Source organism: Kitasatospora sp. NPDC056076 (assembly GCF_042266305.1).
Taxonomy (GTDB): domain Bacteria; phylum Actinomycetota; class Actinomycetes; order Streptomycetales; family Streptomycetaceae; genus Kitasatospora.
In genome coordinates this window covers 12,258-27,616 of the sequence record NZ_JBHJWG010000017.1, presented here as the reverse complement: position 1 = coordinate 27,616, position 15,359 = coordinate 12,258, and the positions used below count along the sequence as shown (strand labels likewise).

At 74.2% G+C, this 15,359-nt stretch carries 14 protein-coding genes; 5 read left to right on the top strand and 9 right to left on the bottom strand.

The window, feature by feature from the left end:
* Positions 1 to 23: 23 nt before the first annotated feature.
* The 3 genes from ACFC1T_RS16410 to ACFC1T_RS16400 all read right to left on the bottom strand — a co-directional run bounded on the left by ACFC1T_RS16410 (position 24) and on the right by ACFC1T_RS16400 (position 2,604).
* The gene (locus ACFC1T_RS16410) at positions 24 to 368 is read right to left on the bottom strand and encodes a DUF4229 domain-containing protein (protein ID WP_375888924.1); all 345 of its coding nucleotides are present in this window, start codon (positions 366 to 368) and stop codon (positions 24 to 26) included.
* Entirely contained in the window at positions 365 to 997 is a 633-nt protein-coding gene (locus tag ACFC1T_RS16405) for a GNAT family N-acetyltransferase (RefSeq protein ID WP_375888921.1), read from the bottom strand. Before ACFC1T_RS16405 ends, ACFC1T_RS16410 begins: the two co-directional genes overlap by 4 nt.
* A gap of 281 nt (positions 998 to 1,278) precedes the next feature.
* The gene (locus tag ACFC1T_RS16400) at positions 1,279 to 2,604 is read right to left on the bottom strand and encodes an MFS transporter (RefSeq protein ID WP_375888919.1); all 1,326 of its coding nucleotides are present in this window, start codon (positions 2,602 to 2,604) and stop codon (positions 1,279 to 1,281) included.
* Positions 2,605 to 2,800: 196 nt separating this feature from the next.
* Between ACFC1T_RS16400 and ACFC1T_RS16395 the strand changes: the two genes are divergently transcribed.
* Positions 2,801 to 3,772: a GlxA family transcriptional regulator gene (locus ACFC1T_RS16395; protein ID WP_375888916.1), complete on the top strand. Its 972-nt coding sequence runs from the start codon at positions 2,801 to 2,803 to the stop codon at positions 3,770 to 3,772.
* A 487-nt stretch (positions 3,773 to 4,259) separates the two neighbouring features.
* Here the strand turns inward: ACFC1T_RS16395 and ACFC1T_RS16390 are convergent, their stop codons facing one another.
* Complete coding sequence (locus ACFC1T_RS16390) at positions 4,260 to 4,733, bottom strand: ATP-binding protein (protein WP_375888915.1); 474 nt, start codon at positions 4,731 to 4,733, stop codon at positions 4,260 to 4,262.
* Between the two features lie 665 nt (positions 4,734 to 5,398).
* Here ACFC1T_RS16390 and ACFC1T_RS16385 point away from each other — a divergent pair.
* Both ACFC1T_RS16385 and ACFC1T_RS16380 read left to right on the top strand, forming a co-directional pair.
* Entirely contained in the window at positions 5,399 to 5,980 is a 582-nt protein-coding gene (locus ACFC1T_RS16385) for a sigma-70 family RNA polymerase sigma factor (protein WP_375888913.1), read from the top strand.
* Positions 5,981 to 6,017: 37 nt separating this feature from the next.
* A complete protein-coding gene (locus ACFC1T_RS16380) occupies positions 6,018 to 7,244 on the top strand; it encodes a zf-HC2 domain-containing protein (protein WP_375888910.1) in 1,227 nt (408 codons plus the stop codon).
* A 15-nt stretch (positions 7,245 to 7,259) separates the two neighbouring features.
* Here the strand turns inward: ACFC1T_RS16380 and purU are convergent, their stop codons facing one another.
* Both purU and ACFC1T_RS16370 read right to left on the bottom strand, forming a co-directional pair.
* Complete coding sequence (gene purU, locus ACFC1T_RS16375) at positions 7,260 to 8,126, bottom strand: formyltetrahydrofolate deformylase (protein WP_375888908.1); 867 nt, start codon at positions 8,124 to 8,126, stop codon at positions 7,260 to 7,262.
* Positions 8,127 to 8,240: 114 nt separating this feature from the next.
* Positions 8,241 to 8,756 (bottom strand): hypothetical protein, encoded by a 516-nt coding sequence (locus ACFC1T_RS16370; RefSeq protein WP_375888906.1) that lies wholly within the window; start codon positions 8,754 to 8,756, stop codon positions 8,241 to 8,243.
* Positions 8,757 to 8,931: 175 nt separating this feature from the next.
* On the opposite strand from ACFC1T_RS16370, the gene ACFC1T_RS16365 reads away from it, so the two are divergent.
* Entirely contained in the window at positions 8,932 to 10,233 is a 1,302-nt protein-coding gene (locus ACFC1T_RS16365) for an ABC transporter substrate-binding protein (protein WP_375888904.1), read from the top strand.
* A 108-nt stretch (positions 10,234 to 10,341) separates the two neighbouring features.
* On the opposite strand, the gene ACFC1T_RS16360 is transcribed toward ACFC1T_RS16365, so the two are convergent.
* Both ACFC1T_RS16360 and ACFC1T_RS16355 read right to left on the bottom strand, forming a co-directional pair.
* The gene (locus ACFC1T_RS16360; protein ID WP_375888902.1) at positions 10,342 to 11,544 is read right to left on the bottom strand and encodes a hypothetical protein; all 1,203 of its coding nucleotides are present in this window, start codon (positions 11,542 to 11,544) and stop codon (positions 10,342 to 10,344) included.
* A gap of 164 nt (positions 11,545 to 11,708) precedes the next feature.
* Entirely contained in the window at positions 11,709 to 13,085 is a 1,377-nt protein-coding gene (locus tag ACFC1T_RS16355; RefSeq protein WP_375888900.1) for a transcriptional regulator, read from the bottom strand.
* Positions 13,086 to 13,390: 305 nt separating this feature from the next.
* Here ACFC1T_RS16355 and ACFC1T_RS16350 point away from each other — a divergent pair, with 305 nt between their 5' ends.
* Entirely contained in the window at positions 13,391 to 14,095 is a 705-nt protein-coding gene (locus ACFC1T_RS16350; RefSeq protein ID WP_375888897.1) for a bifunctional DNA primase/polymerase, read from the top strand.
* A gap of 443 nt (positions 14,096 to 14,538) precedes the next feature.
* Here the strand turns inward: ACFC1T_RS16350 and ACFC1T_RS16345 are convergent, their stop codons facing one another.
* Positions 14,539 to 15,237: a metal-dependent transcriptional regulator gene (locus tag ACFC1T_RS16345; protein ID WP_375888894.1), complete on the bottom strand. Its 699-nt coding sequence runs from the start codon at positions 15,235 to 15,237 to the stop codon at positions 14,539 to 14,541.
* Positions 15,238 to 15,359: the final 122 nt, after the last annotated feature.

The following is a 15,359-nucleotide window of genomic DNA, read 5'->3' as shown; positions in this document are numbered from 1 at the left end:
GGCACGGCGGGGCGCGCCCCGGGTCAGCTCTGCCGGGAGGACGCCGCGCGGGCGGCGTCGTCCGCGGCGTCCTCCTCGGCGTTCTGCGCGGCGATCCGGTCGGCGGTGCGGCTGCGCATCCCGGAGACCTTGGTGGTGATCTGGGAGGACATCTCGTCGCGCTGCTTGCTCAGCAGCACGTAGCTGAGGGGCGCGGAGGCGATCGCGGCCAGCAGGAACAGGAAGATCATCCCGGACTCACCGCTCACCGGGATGACCTGGAAGTGCCCGAGCAGCAGGGCGACCAGCAGGCAGGCGAGGAAGATGCTGGCCCGCATGGAGGTGTAGCGGAGCGTGGCGTGCGACTTCTGCGGGCCGTTGCTGCTCACTGGGACACATCCTTCTGGTTCGAGCCGGGGCGGGTCTCCCAGTCAAGCATGCCTGACACCGGGCGCGGGCCAGGGGGCCGCCGTCCCTCCTCGACGGCCGGTCGGCGCAGGTCCAGCCACATGGTGACGTCGTCGCGGTCGTCCCCGGGGGCGACCCGGATCGCGGCCGGCACCCGGCCCACCTCCCGGTAGCCGCAGCGGGCGTAGAAGCGCTCCAGCCCCAGGCCGCCGCGCGCGGTGAGCCGCAGCGACTCCAGACCCCAGGCGCGGGCGACCCGCTCGGCCTCGGCGAGCAACTCGGCACCGTGGCCGAGGCCCTGGAAGTCGGGGTGCACCATGACCCGCTTGAGCATCCGCCAGTGCTCCATCGGCGCGAAACGCATCGACGCGAAGAACAGCACCCCGACCAGCCGGCCGGTCGCGCTCTGGTACGCGACCAGGAGGCGGTCGGGGCCGTCCGGGGCGAGCCCGGCGAACTGACGGTCGGCGGTGTCCCAGACCTCGTCCTCGGTGACCGGGGCCACGAAGCCGACCGCACCGCCGGCGTTGGTCACGTCCGTCCACAGCCGGACCACGGCGGTGCGCAGGTCGGGGTCGGGCTTCGGGTCGAGAGTGAAGGTGAGCGCCATGAATGCGGAGCCTAGCCCTCCGCTCCGACGGGCCGGACGGGCCGGACGGGCCGGACGGGCCGGACGGCTGTGCCAGACGCACCTCCGGCCCGGGCGGACGCGCCCTTTGGAACGGACGTCCGATCCAGACGCACGGGCGGGCCGGGCGCATGGGCGGATCAGACGGACGTACCTGTCAGACGGACGTCCGTACCTGGCACCCGCACCGCCGGACGGACGTACGTGCCAGACGTACGTCCGTCCCATCCGCCCGCCCCTCCCCGCGCGTGTCCCCGCGCCCCTCAGGACAGGGCGGGCACCGCCCGGTCGCCCGACCGCCCGGTGCGCAGCGCCAGGCAGAGTCCGACCGCGACCGCGCACAGCGCGCCGGCGCCGTACCAGGTGAGGTCGTAGTTCCCGAGCGCGTCGCGGGCCAGCCCGGCCAGCCCGGCGACGACGGCCGCGCCGATCTGGTGGGCGGCGAGCACCCAGCCGAAGACGATCGGGGCGTCCTCGCCGAACTGCCGACGGCAGAGCGCGACGGTCGGCGGCACGGTCGCCACCCAGTCCAGGCCGTAGAAGACGACGAAGGCGAGGATCGGCGGGTGCAGCGAGCCGGCCAGCAGCTGCGGCAGCAGGAGCAGGGAGACGCCGCGCAGCCCGTAGTAGACGGTGAGCAGCAGCCGGGAGTCGACCCGGTCGGTGAGCCAGCCGCTGAACACGGTGCCGACCACGTCGAACACGCCGATCAGGGCGAGCAGGCTCGCGGCGGTGGTGACGGGCATGCCGTGGTCGTGCGCGGCCGGGATGAAGTGGGTGCCGACCAGGCCGGCGGTGGTGGCGCCGCAGATCGCGAAGGAGCCGGCCAGCAGCCAGAACTGCCGGGTGCGGGCGGCCTCGCGCAGCACCCGCAGCGTGCGGGCCAGGGCGCGACCGTCCCGGGCCGGCTCGGGCGGGGCCTCGGTGGCGCCGTACGGGAGCAGGCCGAGGTCGGCGGGGCGCTCGCGCATCAGCAGCAGGACGGGCACGGCGACGGCGCTGGCCGCGAGCGAGACCACGACCACGGCCGAGCGCCAGCCGTGCTGTTCGACCAGCCAGGCGCCGACCGGCAGGAAGATCAGGTTGCCGGCCGCCCCGGCGGCGGTGAGCACTCCGGTGACCAGGCCCTGGCGGGCCTGGAACCAGCGGCCGGTGATGGTGGTGGCGAAGGCGCCGGCCATCGAGCCGCTGCCGAGGCCGACCAGGACGCCCCAGCAGAGGATGAGCTGCCAGGGCTGGCGCATCAGCATGGTGAGGCCGGCGCCGACCGAGATGGTGAGCAGCGCGCAGACCACCACCAGGCGCACGCCGAAACGGTCCATCAGGGCGGCGGCGAAGGGGGCGGTGAGGCCGTAGAGGGTGAGGTTGACGGAGGTGGCGCTGGCGATCGTCGCGAGCGACCAGCCGAACTCGTTGTGCAGGGCGTCCATCATCAGGCTGGGCGTGGAGCGGAAGCCGGCCGAGCCGAGCAGGACCAGCAGGGCGACGGCGGCCACCACCCAGGCGTAGTGCACCCGGGGGCGCCGGCCGGGGGCGGGTATCGGGACGGTGGGGGGCGTGGAGGCGGCGAGGGCACTGCGTTCGGTCACGTGGACGAGTCTCCCGGGCGGGCGCCGCCCGGACGAGTGGCCCGAATGACAGCTTTCGCAAGAATCGGGCCACGCCCGGCGCGTACCCTGGCCCGGACCCCGCACCGCCCGCCCGCACGCCAGCCCGCACCGCCCGCACGCCCGCACGCCCGCACCGCCCGGCCGCACCCCGGGCGGGCCCCCGGAAAGGAACGGCATGACGCACCTCGTTGCGGTACTCGCCCTGCGGGGTGTGATCGCCTTCGAACTCGGCATCCCCGCGCGGATCTTCGGCAACGCCAAGGACGGCTCCGGCCGGCCGCTCTACCGGGTGGCCACCTGCACCCTGGACGGCGGACCGGTCGCCACCAGCGCCGACTTCCGGATCTCGGTCGACCACGGGCCCGAACTGCTGGAGCGGGCCGACACGGTGGTGGTCCCGGCCTCCCACGACGCCGCCCCGGACGGTGCGGACGCCGCCTTCACCCCCGAACTGGCCGCCGCCCTGCGGCGGATCCGGCCCGGTGCCCGGCTGATGTCGATCTGCACCGGCTCCTTCCTGCTGGCCGCCGCCGGTCTGCTGGACGGCCGCCCGGCCACCACCCACTGGCGCTACACCGAGCGCTTCGCCCGGGCCTTCCCGAAGGTCCGGCTGGACCCGGACGTGCTCTACACCGACGACGGCGACGTCCTCACCTCCGGCGGGGTGGCCGCCGGGGTGGACCTCTGCCTGCACGTGGTGCGCCGCGACCACGGCAGCGCGGTCGCCAACGCGGTGGCCCGCAACTGCCTGGTGCCGCCCTGGCGCGACGGTGGCCAGAAGCAGTACGTGGAGGCCCCGAGCCCGGTGGAGACCGGGGGCGCCGGCACCGCCGCCGTGCGCGCCTGGGTGCTGGAGCACCTGGACGGGCCGCTGCCGTTGAACCGGCTCGCCGAGCGGGCGGGCATGAGCGTGCGGACCTTCACCCGGCGCTTCCGCGAGGAGACCGGCGCCAGCCCCGGCCAGTGGATCACCACCCAGCGCACCGAGCGGGCCCGGCAGTTGCTGGAGCGCACGGACCTGACGATCGACCAGGTCGCCCGGGAGTCCGGTTTCGGCACCGCCGCCTCACTGCGGTTGCAACTGCGCGGCCGGCTGGACGTGGCCCCGAGCGCCTACCGGCGCACCTTCCGGACCGCCCCGCTCTGAGCAACGGCCGCACCGGAACGGACAACGGCCGCACCGGGACGGGCGGGTGAAACCGGGACGGGCGGGTGGAGCCGCCTGGCCGGAATTCGATCGTCCGGAGCGGGCACCACGGACGACGGCCGGCCGCCTGCGCGCCGAGCGCAGCGTGCCGGGCCGCCGTCCGATCACGGCGCACGGGCCCTGAACCCGCGCCGGGCCCTCCGCACTCGCCGAGGAGCCGTCCGCGACCGGCAGTCCACGATCCCCCCTGCTGACGCGATCCCCCTGGACAGCAGCACCGTGACGGCGGACGGACGTTCCCTCGGCGTCCCCTCGCAACGGGAGCCGCACCCAAGCGTGATCAGTCGGATACGTCACGTCAATGGCTAGTCCGAAATTCGGAATGGTTGCGTCAGCTTTCGGCCGGTGATCGCCTTTCGGCCGGTGAGCGCCGCCGGAGGCCGCCACCACGCCGGGTCCGCTCAGTTACCGCGCCGGGTCCGCCCGATCACTGCGCCAGGGCCGCCCAGTCCACGCCCGCCATCGGATCGACCGGCCGCGCCCCGGCGCCGATCTCGCACCAGACCCGCTTGCCCGAACCGTCCGGGTACCAGCCCCAGCGGTCGCAGAGCAGCTCGACCAGTTCCAGTCCGCGCCCGTTGGTGGCGTCCTCGTCCGCCCCGGCGTGCCGGGGGGCCGGGGCGGCCCGGCTCGCGTCGGCCACCTCCACCCGCAGCGGGCCGGGCGGGACGTCCTGCGCCGGGCCCTCGGCCACCGGCAGGCAGAGTCTCAGCACTGCCGGACAGCCGGTGTGCACCACGGCGTTGGTCACCAGTTCCGAGACCACCAGCACCACCGTCTCGGCCATCGGCGCGTCCGGGTCCACCCCGTGGTTCAGCAGCCGCGAGCGCACCCACCGCCGGGCCCGGCCGACCTCGGCGGGGTCCGCCTGCACCGCAAGCTGTACCTGAAGAACCTGCACCGCTCCACCACCTGCACTCGCAGTTCGGCCAACGTCCCGATCGGGCCGGATCAGCCGGCCGGCGGGGCCCTCGCACTTCGCCTGGTGCCACCCGGGACCACCGGTGCCACCTGGGACCGCCCGGGACCACCGGGGCCACCCGGTGCCCGCTCGGGCACTCGCCGACCCGTCCGCCCGCGCCACTCGCCCGCGTCAACTCGTCGGTCGTACAACGACCGCGACACGAATACGCCTCAGGATGGGTGGGCGGACGGACCGCAGCAAGCGCTTCGGGCATATTCCGGCGATCGGGGGACAGGGCAGTGCATACTGTCCCGCTCACTCTCGCGAGCCTCGCACCGGCACTCGTCCGGCCCGGGCCGACGCCGGTCCCGCGGGGCCTGTTCGGACCCGCCCTGGGCGGGAACCTACCGCCGGACGCCCCCGCCGCCCCGCCCGCCACTCGCGAACCACCCGTACGACATATGTCCAGCGGGTCTCGAACAGCGGCACCGGCATCATCATCGGCGACGGCGGCACCGGCATCGGCATCGGCATCGGCAACCACACCGGCACCGGCGAACCACGAGACCGGGTTCCGTTCTTGCCCGAATCCCTCCCGCCGCGGACCGGCCAGGGGATACCGTTGGGTAACGCCAGCGAACCGGTCAGGAGGGTGGTTCTCGATGGCCACCCCGGACGGGATCCCGCGCTGGGACGAGCAGTTGCAGCGACGCCTCGCCCGCGGCGAGGAGACCGCGCTCGGCGAACTGTACGACCGGCTCGCCCCGATGGTGCACGGCCTGGCCGGCCGGATACTCGCCGACCAGGCGGCCGCCGCCCAGCTCACCCGGGAGGTCTTCGCCCACGTCTGGGAGCACCCCGGGGACTTCGACCCCGCCCGGGGCTCGCTGCGCTCCTGGCTCGGCGCGCTCACCCACCGCCGCGCGGTCGAACGGCTGCGGGCGCGCCGCGGCGCCGAGCTGGCGCCGGAGCACGGCGGGGCGGCCGAGCGGGAGATCCGGGCCGTCGCCACCGCCGCGCGCATGCAGTACGTGGTCGACTCCCTGCCCCAACCCCTGCGTGAGACCATCGCGGTGACGTACTACGACGGCCGTACCTACCAGGAGACGGCCCGACTGCTCGGCATCAGCGAGCAGGCCGCCAAGCAGCGGATGCGGCTCGGCCTGGAGCTGCTGGCCACCGAACTGGCCGACGAACGCGCCCGCCAGGAGCACGGGGACGGGAACGGGAACGGGGGCAGGTGAAGGTGAGCGTGCGAACCGTCGAGAGGTGCGCGGGCGGATGAGCGAGGAGCGGCACGACGCCCTGCGCTCGCTGCTCGGTGCCTGGTCCCTCGGCGCCTGCCCGCCGCGCGAGGCCGCCGAGTTGGAGCAGCACCTGCCGGCCTGCCCGGAGTGCGCCGACGAGGCGGACCGGCTGCGCGAGGCGGCCGGCTGGCTCTCCCTGGACGAGCCGCTGGACCAGCCCGGTTCGCTGCGCCAGCAGGTGCTGGACTGGTGCCTGGCCAGCCGCCCGGCCGAACTGCCCGTCCCCGCCTGGGGGATGCCGTACACCGCGGAGACCGCCAAGCTGGACGCGCTGCTGCGCGACCTCGGCCCGGAGGAGTGGCAGGAGGTGGCCGAACTGCCGTGGCACGGCGGCACCGAGCTGCTGCGCCCGGCCGAGGTGCTGGGCCGGCTGACCGCGGCGGACGGCTTCCTGGCGCTCGCCCTCGGCCTGCCCGACCCGGTGCCGGCCGCCGCCGGACCCGGGCCGGTCCCGGGCGCGGAGCGGCGGGTGCCGCCGCAGGAGGCGGGCGTCCCGGCGCCGCGGGTGCCCCCGCAGGGCGGCCGGTACGCGGCGGACGCGGCGCGGACCGCCCGGCTGCTCGCCGACCAGGCCGGGCTGCCGCCCCGGTCGGTGCGCGCCCGGTGGCGGCAGCAGACCCACGACCTGGTGCGCAGCGCCGCGCTGGCGCCGCAGGGCAGCACCCCGGTCGACCTCGGCTTCGCGGTGCTGCCGCTGCGCGACGCCTTCGTGGAACGCGCCCTGGAGTGCTTCGTGCACGGCGAGGACGTGGCCCGCGCGGTGGCCTACCCGTACGCTCCGCCGGCGCCGCAGCACCTGCGGCAGATGGTGGAGCTGGTGGTCCGGCTGCTGCCGCGGGCGCTGGCGGGGCTGCGCGCGGCGCGGCCCGCGCCCGCCGGGGCGCCGTCCGGGGACGGTCGGACCGTTCGGCGGGTGCGGCTGGTGGTGGACGGTCCGGCGGCCGGCGAGTGGCTGGTGCCGCTGGACGGCGGACCGAGCGGACCGGCCGGTCCCGCCGGATCGACCTGGTTGGCGCGATCGGCGCGGTCGGCCGGTCCCGCCGCCGGGGAGCCGGTGGCCTCGATGGTGCTGGACGGCCTGGAGCTGTGCCAGTTGGCGGCCGCGCACCGGGACCCGGACCGGCTGCCGGTGGGCGAGCACGGCGACCGGGCCGCGGTGCGCGAGGTGCTGCACGCGCTGCCGCTGCTGGCGCGGCCCTGACCCGCCCCGGGGCGGCTACGCGAAGACGACCGTCCTGGTCCCGTCCAGCAGCACCCGGTGCTCGCTGTGCCACTTGACCGCGCGGGCCAGCGCCTGGCACTCGACGTCCCGGCCGAGCGCGACCAGCTGGTCCGGGCTGACGTCGTGGGTGACCCGGGCCACCTCCTGCTCGATGATCGGGCCCTCGTCGAGGTCGGCGGTGACGTAGTGCGCGGTCGCACCGATCAGCTTCACGCCGCGGGCGTGCGCCTGGTGGTACGGCTTGGCGCCCTTGAAGCTCGGCAGGAAGGAGTGGTGGATGTTGATCACGCGGCCGGACAGCTCGGTGCACAGCCGGTCGGAGAGCACCTGCATGTAGCGGGCCAGCACGACCAGTTCGACGTTCTCCTTCTCGACCAGGTCGAGCAGCTGCCGCTCCGCCTCCTCCTTGGTGTCCCGGGTGACCGGGATGTGCCGGAAGGGGATGCCGTAGCTCTCGGTGAGGTCCTGGAGGTCGGTGTGGTTGGAGACCACCGCGGCGATCTCCACCGGCAGGGCGCCGATCCGGGTGCGGTAGAGCAGGTCGTTCAGGCAGTGCCCGAACTTGCTGACCATGAGGACGATCCGCATCCGCTGCTCGGTCGGGTGGATCTGCCAGTCCATCCCGAAGGAGGCGCCGATCGCGGCGAAGCTGGCCCGCAGCTTGTCTGCGGTGACCGGCTCGGGGGCGGAGAAGTGCACCCGCATGAAGAACAGTCCGGTGTCCCCGTCCCCGAACTGCTGGCTGTCGATGATGTTGCAGCCGGTCATGAAGAGGTAGCTGGAGACAGCGTGGACGATGCCCTGCTTGTCGGGGCAGGACAGCGTGAGGACGTACTGGGCGCTGGCCGGCTGCTGTTCCACTGCGGGTATCCCGTTCTGAACTGGTGACGTGCGTGAATGGTCCAGCGTGTCACATCCTGGACAGCCGCCGCCCCGCTGCCCGTACTGCGGGACGGCACCGGCCGGTGGAACGGCTCAGACCTGGGTGAGGATGCGCAGCACGTCGAGGGACTTGGGCGTCGCGTCCGGGTCGTCCCCGTCCCCGGTGGCGAGGGCGACGTGCGCCTCGCGGGCGGCCCGGACGGTCTCGGGCCAGCCGGGGTGGCCGAGGTAGGCGGAGGCCGGGGCGTCGGCGCCGACCTCGTGCAGCATCTGGACCGCGCGCAGCACCGCGACGTCGACCAGGGCGGCCTCGGCGGAGTCGCGGAAGATGGTGCCCACGTACTTCTCGGCGGACCAGCGGTCCAGCCAGGTGTCCTCGACCAGCCGGTAGACGGCGTCGGTCACATCGCCGTAGCCCTCCCGGCCGGTGAGCCAGGCCTCGTGCTGGAAACCGGGGTCGGACAGCATGTGCAGCGCCGAGCGGAGTCGGGCTCGCCAGCGCCACCAGGGCAGGTCGTTGAGCGGCATGCCGCCCATCGTGCTGGAGCGGTGGCCCGGACGAGAAGGGTTTCGGGTGGACCGGTGCGAAGAATCTGTGCTGGCGGACATGGTGAACGATCGTACGTTCCCCGTCTGTTCGTGCTCCACTCGCGATCTACACGCGTACCGCCCCGGATTTCGGCGTCCGTTGGCCGGGCGTTCACATTTCGTCCCTCTCGGCTTGTGGCTCCGGGGCTTGGCTGTCCCCCGGTGCGCCGGATGGCGCCCCAGAGAGGGAAGACCGATGACCCGCCGAAGGGACTCGTCCCGGGCCCGTCCCACGATCAGCGGACGCCGCCCGCGCCGCCCGATCGCCGCCGCGGTGACCGCCGCGGTGCTGTTCCCCACCCTCTTCTCGGCCTCCGCGTGCGGCGGACCGGCCGGAGCCTCCACCGGCGCCGACGACCTGACCGTGATGACCTGGGCCCCGTCCGGCACCGGTTCCGCGGACCGTCCCGGCATGACCGCGCTCGCCGAGTCGATCGGCCGGGACGTCAACGTCAAGGGCGGTCTGAGCGGCCACCGGCTGCACGTGATCACCTGCAACGAGCACAACACCGCCGACGGCGCCAAGGCCTGCGCCCAGCAGGCGGTGGACGCCAAGGCGGTGGCCGTGCTCGGCTCCTACAGCCAGTGGGGCGACGCCTTCATGCCGATGCTGGAGCGCGCCGGCATCCCGCTGATCGGCGGCTACGGCCTGTCCCAGCCCGAGTTCTCCAGCCCGCTGTCCTACCCGGTGGACGGCGGCATGCCCGCGCTGATCGCGGGCAGCGGCCGGCAGTTGGTCGACGCCGGCTGCAAGGCCGTCTCGCTGATCCGCCCGGACACCCCGGCCGGTGACAACCTGCTCGGCTACCTGGGCAACGCGCTCAAGCCGGCCGGCATCAAACTGCTGGACGTCAAGGCGCCCGAGCAGTCCTCCGACTACAGCCAGGTGGTCCGCAAGGCGATCGGCAGGGACGACCCGGGCAACTGCGTCACCAGCGCCCTGGCCGCCGAGCCGACCAGCAACCTGCTGGACGCCTACCGGCGGCAGAACGTGAAGAACACCCGGATCGCCTCGGTGATCGGCAGCGTCCAGCAGTCGGTGGTCGACTCCACCGGCGGCGACGCCGGCCCGCTGGCCGGCGCGTTCGTCACCAGCTGGTACCCGCCGGAGTCGGCCAAGACCTGGGACGGGCTGCGCGCGGTGGTCCGCTCCCAGGCCACCGACGGGAACGCCATCGACGTCTCCGACCCGGGCGTGCAGACCACCTGGGTCGCCTACGAGGTGTTCCGGGTGGTGGTGGAGAAGCTCGCCGCGGCCGGCAGGCCGATCGAGGCGAAGTCGATCGACGCCCTGCTGGACAGCGGCGAGGGCATCGACGTCGGCCTCACCCCGCCGCTGAACTGGGGCACCACCAACATGCTGCCCAGCACCGAGTCGCCCCGGCTGGTCAACACCTGGGTCACCTACCAGGTGGTCAAGGGCGGCCGGATGACCTTGCAGCAGCCGGGCTTCGTGGACGTCCGCTGGGTCCTCACCGGGGCCCGCAGCCCGTCCTGATCCCTCCTCCCCCGCCCCGCACCGCACCCCGCACCGCACCGGACCGCGTACGGCACACGGACGGACGGGCCCCGCGCGGGCCCGCCCTCCGGTGTTCCGGGGGTCCCGCTACAGGTCGCCGTCGCCGCGGCTGGGCAGGCCGGTCTGGGTGGCGATCGCGTTCCACAGGGTCGAGGCCTGCTTCTTCGCGGTGGTGGCCGTGCCGCTGGCCTGCACGGCGTTCTTGTAGTGCTGGTTGCCGGTGTCCGGCTTCTTCGGGTCGCAGGAGGACTGGGCGTCGGTCGCCCAGGCCGCGTACTCGTCGTCGGCCTGGGCCGAGGCCGTCCAGGCCGCGTTGAGCTGCTCGACCAGCTGCTGGCCGCCGGGCAGCTTGTCGGTCTTCAACTGGCCGAGCTTGGTCTGCAGCTCGCGCCGCTTGCCGGCCGCGGCGGCCAGTGCCTGCTGCGAATCGGGCAGCTTGTCGCACTTCTGCACCGAGGCGACCGCCGAGACCACCGCGCTGCGGCTGTCGCTCGCGGTGCCCAGCAGGTCGGACAGCGGCTGCGCCTGCGCCTTGACCTCCGGGTCGGCGGCGGCGCCGGAGCCGCTCGCGCCGGCCGCGCCGGTGGCGGTGCCGCCGGTGGCCGCGACCGGGGCGGTCTTCTGGCCGCTCTTGGTGGTGTCGTCGCCGCCGCTCATCAGCACGGCGACCAGCACGCCGGCCGCCGCGAAGCCCGCGACCACGCCGCCGATGACCAGCTTGTTGGAGGAGCGTCCGCCGCGGCCGCCGCGCCCCGCCTGGGTGGCGTCCTGGTCGGGCCGGTAGCCGTCCGACCCGTAGCCGTCGGTGGCGTAGCCGTCCTGGGCGTAGCCGTCCGGCTGGGGGTAGCCCTGAGCCGGGTAGCCCGCCTGCTGGTGCTGCTGGTGCTGCGGCAGCTGCGGCTGGGTGGCCTGCGGGTAGCCCTGGTAGCCGGGCGCGGCCTGCGGCGGGACGCCGTAGCCGGGCTGCGGCGCCGAGTAGCCGCCCTGCGGGCCGCCGGCCGGGTACGGCGGCAGGTGCTGGGTCTCGGGGGCCGGCTGGGCCTGCTGCGGGGCGCCGTAACCGGCCTGCGGCGGTGCACCCCAGGCGGGCTGCTGGGGGGGCATCGCCTGGGTCGGCGGCGCCTGCGCGCCCTCGCCGAGGTACTCGGGCTGCCCGGACGGCCGGCCCACCGGCGGCACGGCCGTGGGGCCCTGCTGCTGGCCCGGCTGGCCCTGGGGCTGGCCGGGCTCGGGGCGGAACAGGTCGTCCAGGTTGAAGTCACCCGAGTTGTACGAGCGGCGCTGACTCAACGCGATTCCTCACCTGTGCAGGACCGCGCACTGGCGGCGGACCACATCTCGTCGGTTCTTGGGAGCATCACAGTTCCTTGGACGTCGCGCCCACGCTACCGGTTCGCCTCACCGGGTGACCACGCGGGCGGGACATTCCCACACGCTCCCTGCACAGACGGTGGTCAGGCCGCCTCCGCGTCCGCCCTGGCGTGGAACTCGCGCACCACCCGCTGCTCCCGGTAGGGCTCCAGCCGGCGCCGGAACTCGTCCAGGTACTCCACGCCCCGGTTGGAGCGCAGCCCGCTGAGCAGCCGCACCGCCTGGGTGCCCGTCTCGCAGGCGCGTTCCAGGTCGCGCTGCTGGAGCTGGGCGGTGGCGAGCAGCACGAGGTCCACCGCGCGGCGGCGGACCCGGGTCGGCGGGTGCAGGTCGAGCGCCCGGCGGGCGTAGTGCTCGGCCGGCCCGGCCTGTTCGAGGTCCCGGTGGCAGTGGGCGAGTTCGTCGGAGAGGTAGGCGTCGTCGAAGTGGGCGATCCAGTCCGGGTCGTCCTCGGGGCGGCGCTTCTCCATCATCTCCAGGGCCTTGGCCGACACCGCCTCGCAGGAGCGGGCGTCGCCGAGCAGGGCGTGGCCGCGGGCCTCGGCGGCGTAGAACATCGCCATCGCCGTCGGGGTGGCCACCGTACGGGCGCCCTCCTGGGCGGCACGGGCGAGCTGGGCGATCTCCCGCGGGTTGCCGAGGGTGGCCGCCAGGTGGCTCATCGAGGCGGCCAGCACGTAGCCGCCGTAGCCGCGGTCGTCAGCGGCCTGGGCGAGCCGCAGGGCCTGGATGTAGTAGCGCTGGGCGAGCCCGGGCTGCCCGGTGTCCACCGCCATGTAGCCGGCCAGTTCGGTCAACCGGGCCACCGCGGCGAAGAGTTGGCGCCCGGTCTCCTCCCGGTAGGCGCCGCCGAGCAGACCGGAGACCACCGAGTTGAGGTAGTGCACGACGACCGGGCGCACATGGCCGCTGCCGAAGCGGTGGTCCAGGTCGACCAGCATCGCGGTGGTGGCCTTGATCGCGGACACGTCCGTCGGGCCGACCCGGGGGCCGCCGGTGCGGGCCACCACCGGGTCGGGCGGGGTGATCAGCCAGTCCCGGCTGGGCTCCACCAGCGCGGAGGCGGCGACCGTCGCCCCGGTGAGGAAGTCCCGCCGGCCGACGTCACTGCGCCACAGCTCGCACACCTGCTCCAGGGCCGCGTTCAGGGTCGGCGCGAACTGCAGCCCGATGCCGGAGCTGAGGTTCTTGCCGTCGGCCATGCCGATCTCCTCGACCGACACGCTGCGGCCGAGCTTGCGCCCGAGCGCCTCGGCGATCACGGCCGGCGCCTGACCGCGCGGCTGCTGCCCGCGCAGCCAGCGGGCGACGGAGGTCTTGTCGTAGCGCAGGTCCAGTCCGTGCTCCGCGCCGCACAGGTTGACCCTGCGGGCCAGACCGGCGTTGGAGCAACTGGCCTCCTGGATCAGTTGCTGCAGGCGCTCGTTGGGCTGTCGTGCGACGAGTGGTCTCGCGGCCATTGGGCTTCGCCTCCCCACACCCTCCGGTCCCGGCCGGCGGGCGACGATGTGCTGATCTGTTGCCGACTGTCCGACCGTCCAAGGAATCTGACACCAGGTTAGCGATCAGCAACGTCAGCGGGATACCCACGGTGACGAACCGCACCCCCCGCGCGCCCTGGGGAATGCTTCCGTGCGCCCCCGCTGCGCCTGCCTCCGCCCGCCCCAACTCGCTTGAGTCACCGGTTCGGGTGACATTGCCGGGATGCGGCCGACCGGGGCCCGCCGGGCCGTAACCAGCCTCACGCACGGTAGTTGAGCAGCCCGTGGAAGACATCCCCGACGCCCCCGGCCAGGACAAGAACGCCGGCCTGCCCCCGCTGCTGATCGAAGCCGTCGGCTACGCCGAGAACCGCCACTGGGAGGTGGCCCCCGGCGCCTGGCTGATCGACGGCGACGGGCCCGCCCGCTGCTCCTGCGGCGACCAGCGCTGCCCCCAGCCGGGCGCCCACCCGCTGGACGCGGACTGGGCCCGCAAGGCGAGCGCCGGGCCGGGCGCGGTGCGGCGCTGGTGGACCGAACGGCCCAAGGCCTCGATCCTGCTGCCCACCGGCCGGTCCTTCGACGTCCTGGACGTGCCGGAGACCGCCGGGTGCCTGGCGCTGGCCCGGATGGAGCGGATGGACCTCCAGCTCGGCCCGGTCGTGGTGCTGCCCAGCTCGCCCGGCCGGGTCGGGCGGCGGCTGCACTTCCTGGTGCTGCCCGGCGTCGCGGCCAAGCTGCCGGAGATGCTCCGCAAGCTCGGCTGGCCGCCCGGGCGGCTGGACCTGGTCGCCCGCGGCGAGGGGGACTGGACGGTCGCCCCGCCCTCGCGGATCGGCTCCACCGGTTACGCCCAGTGGGCCCGCTCCCCCTCCGAGTCCAACCGCTGGCTGCCGGACGCCGCCGAGCTGATCAGTCCGCTCGCCTACGCCTGCGGCCGCGAGGCGCCCGCCCAGCAGCTCCAGGCAGCCCAGCCGGCCGGCGTCTGAACGGCCGGCGCCCGAACAGCCGAAGCCTGCCGCCCTGCGCCGATCGGGTGAGGGCGTGCACCGCGCGACACAACGCGCGCGAGTGACGGGCCTTGTCTCCCACCGGAGGCGGGGCCCGTCACACGCATGTGCGGATAAGGCCTCGGTCTACCCGCTGGTCAACCGGGAAAGCCCCTCGTACGAGTGACAGCGCTCAAGGATTGCCATGATCGGCCGAGGGGAGGAATTGCGGTGTGTGGGGTCGCCGGAAGGGTCGCTCGGACGGGGAAGCCGGGCGAGGCGGTGGAGGGGCCGGGAGGGAACGGGAGGGGCAGGAGGGGACCGGGAGGGAGCCGGGGAGGGACGGGAAGGGCCCGCTGCACGGGGAGCAGCGGGCCCCGATCGTCACCCGGGGCTTCCCGACCGTCGCACGGGGCGCGGCGATCGGGCCCGGCCGAGCGGGGTCAGGCCTGGGCGACGAAGACGTGCTGGGCGATGTCCTTGCCCAGCTCCGCCGCGTTGTCCCCGGTGCCGACGAGCACGCCGCCGACGCCGGTGCCGGCCGCCACCTTGATCGTGGAGCCCGGCCGGACGCCGGCCCGGCGCAGGGTGCTCATCAGCTCGCTGTCCGTCTGGATCGGCTCGCCGATCCGGCGGACCACCACGTCCGCCCCGGCCTCGCCCGGCTTGACGGTGTCCAGCGGGACGAGCGCGGCGTCGAAGCCCTCGCCCTCGGCCTTGGTGTCGCCCAGCTCGTCCAGCCCCGGGATCGGGTTGCCGTACGGGGACTGGGTCGGGTGGCCGAGCATGGCGAGCACCTTGCGCTCGACCGTCTCGCTCATCACGTGCTCCCAGCGGCAGGCCTCCTCGTGCACCTGCTCCCACTCCAGGCCGATCACGTCGACGAGCAGGCACTCGGCGATGCGGTGCTTGCGCATCACGCGCACCGCGAGCCGCCGGCCCTCCTCGGTCAGTTCGAGGTGGCGGTCGCCGGCGACCTGGAGCAGCCCGTCTCGCTCCATCCGGCCGACCGTCTGGCTGACCGTGGGACCGCTCTGCTCCAGGCGCTCCGCGATCCGGGCACGCATCGGGACGATGCCCTCTTCCTCCAGCTCCAGGATGGTGCGAAGGTACATCTCAGTGGTGTCGATCAGCCCAGACATCGCCGCTGGCTCCGTTCTTCGGTGTCCTCACCGCCAATTCTGACGTACCGCACCGACAACCGGGCCCGCCCCGGGGTTTCCGGGACCGGTTTTCGTTCCTGTTGACAGCGGTGCCGCCGGGG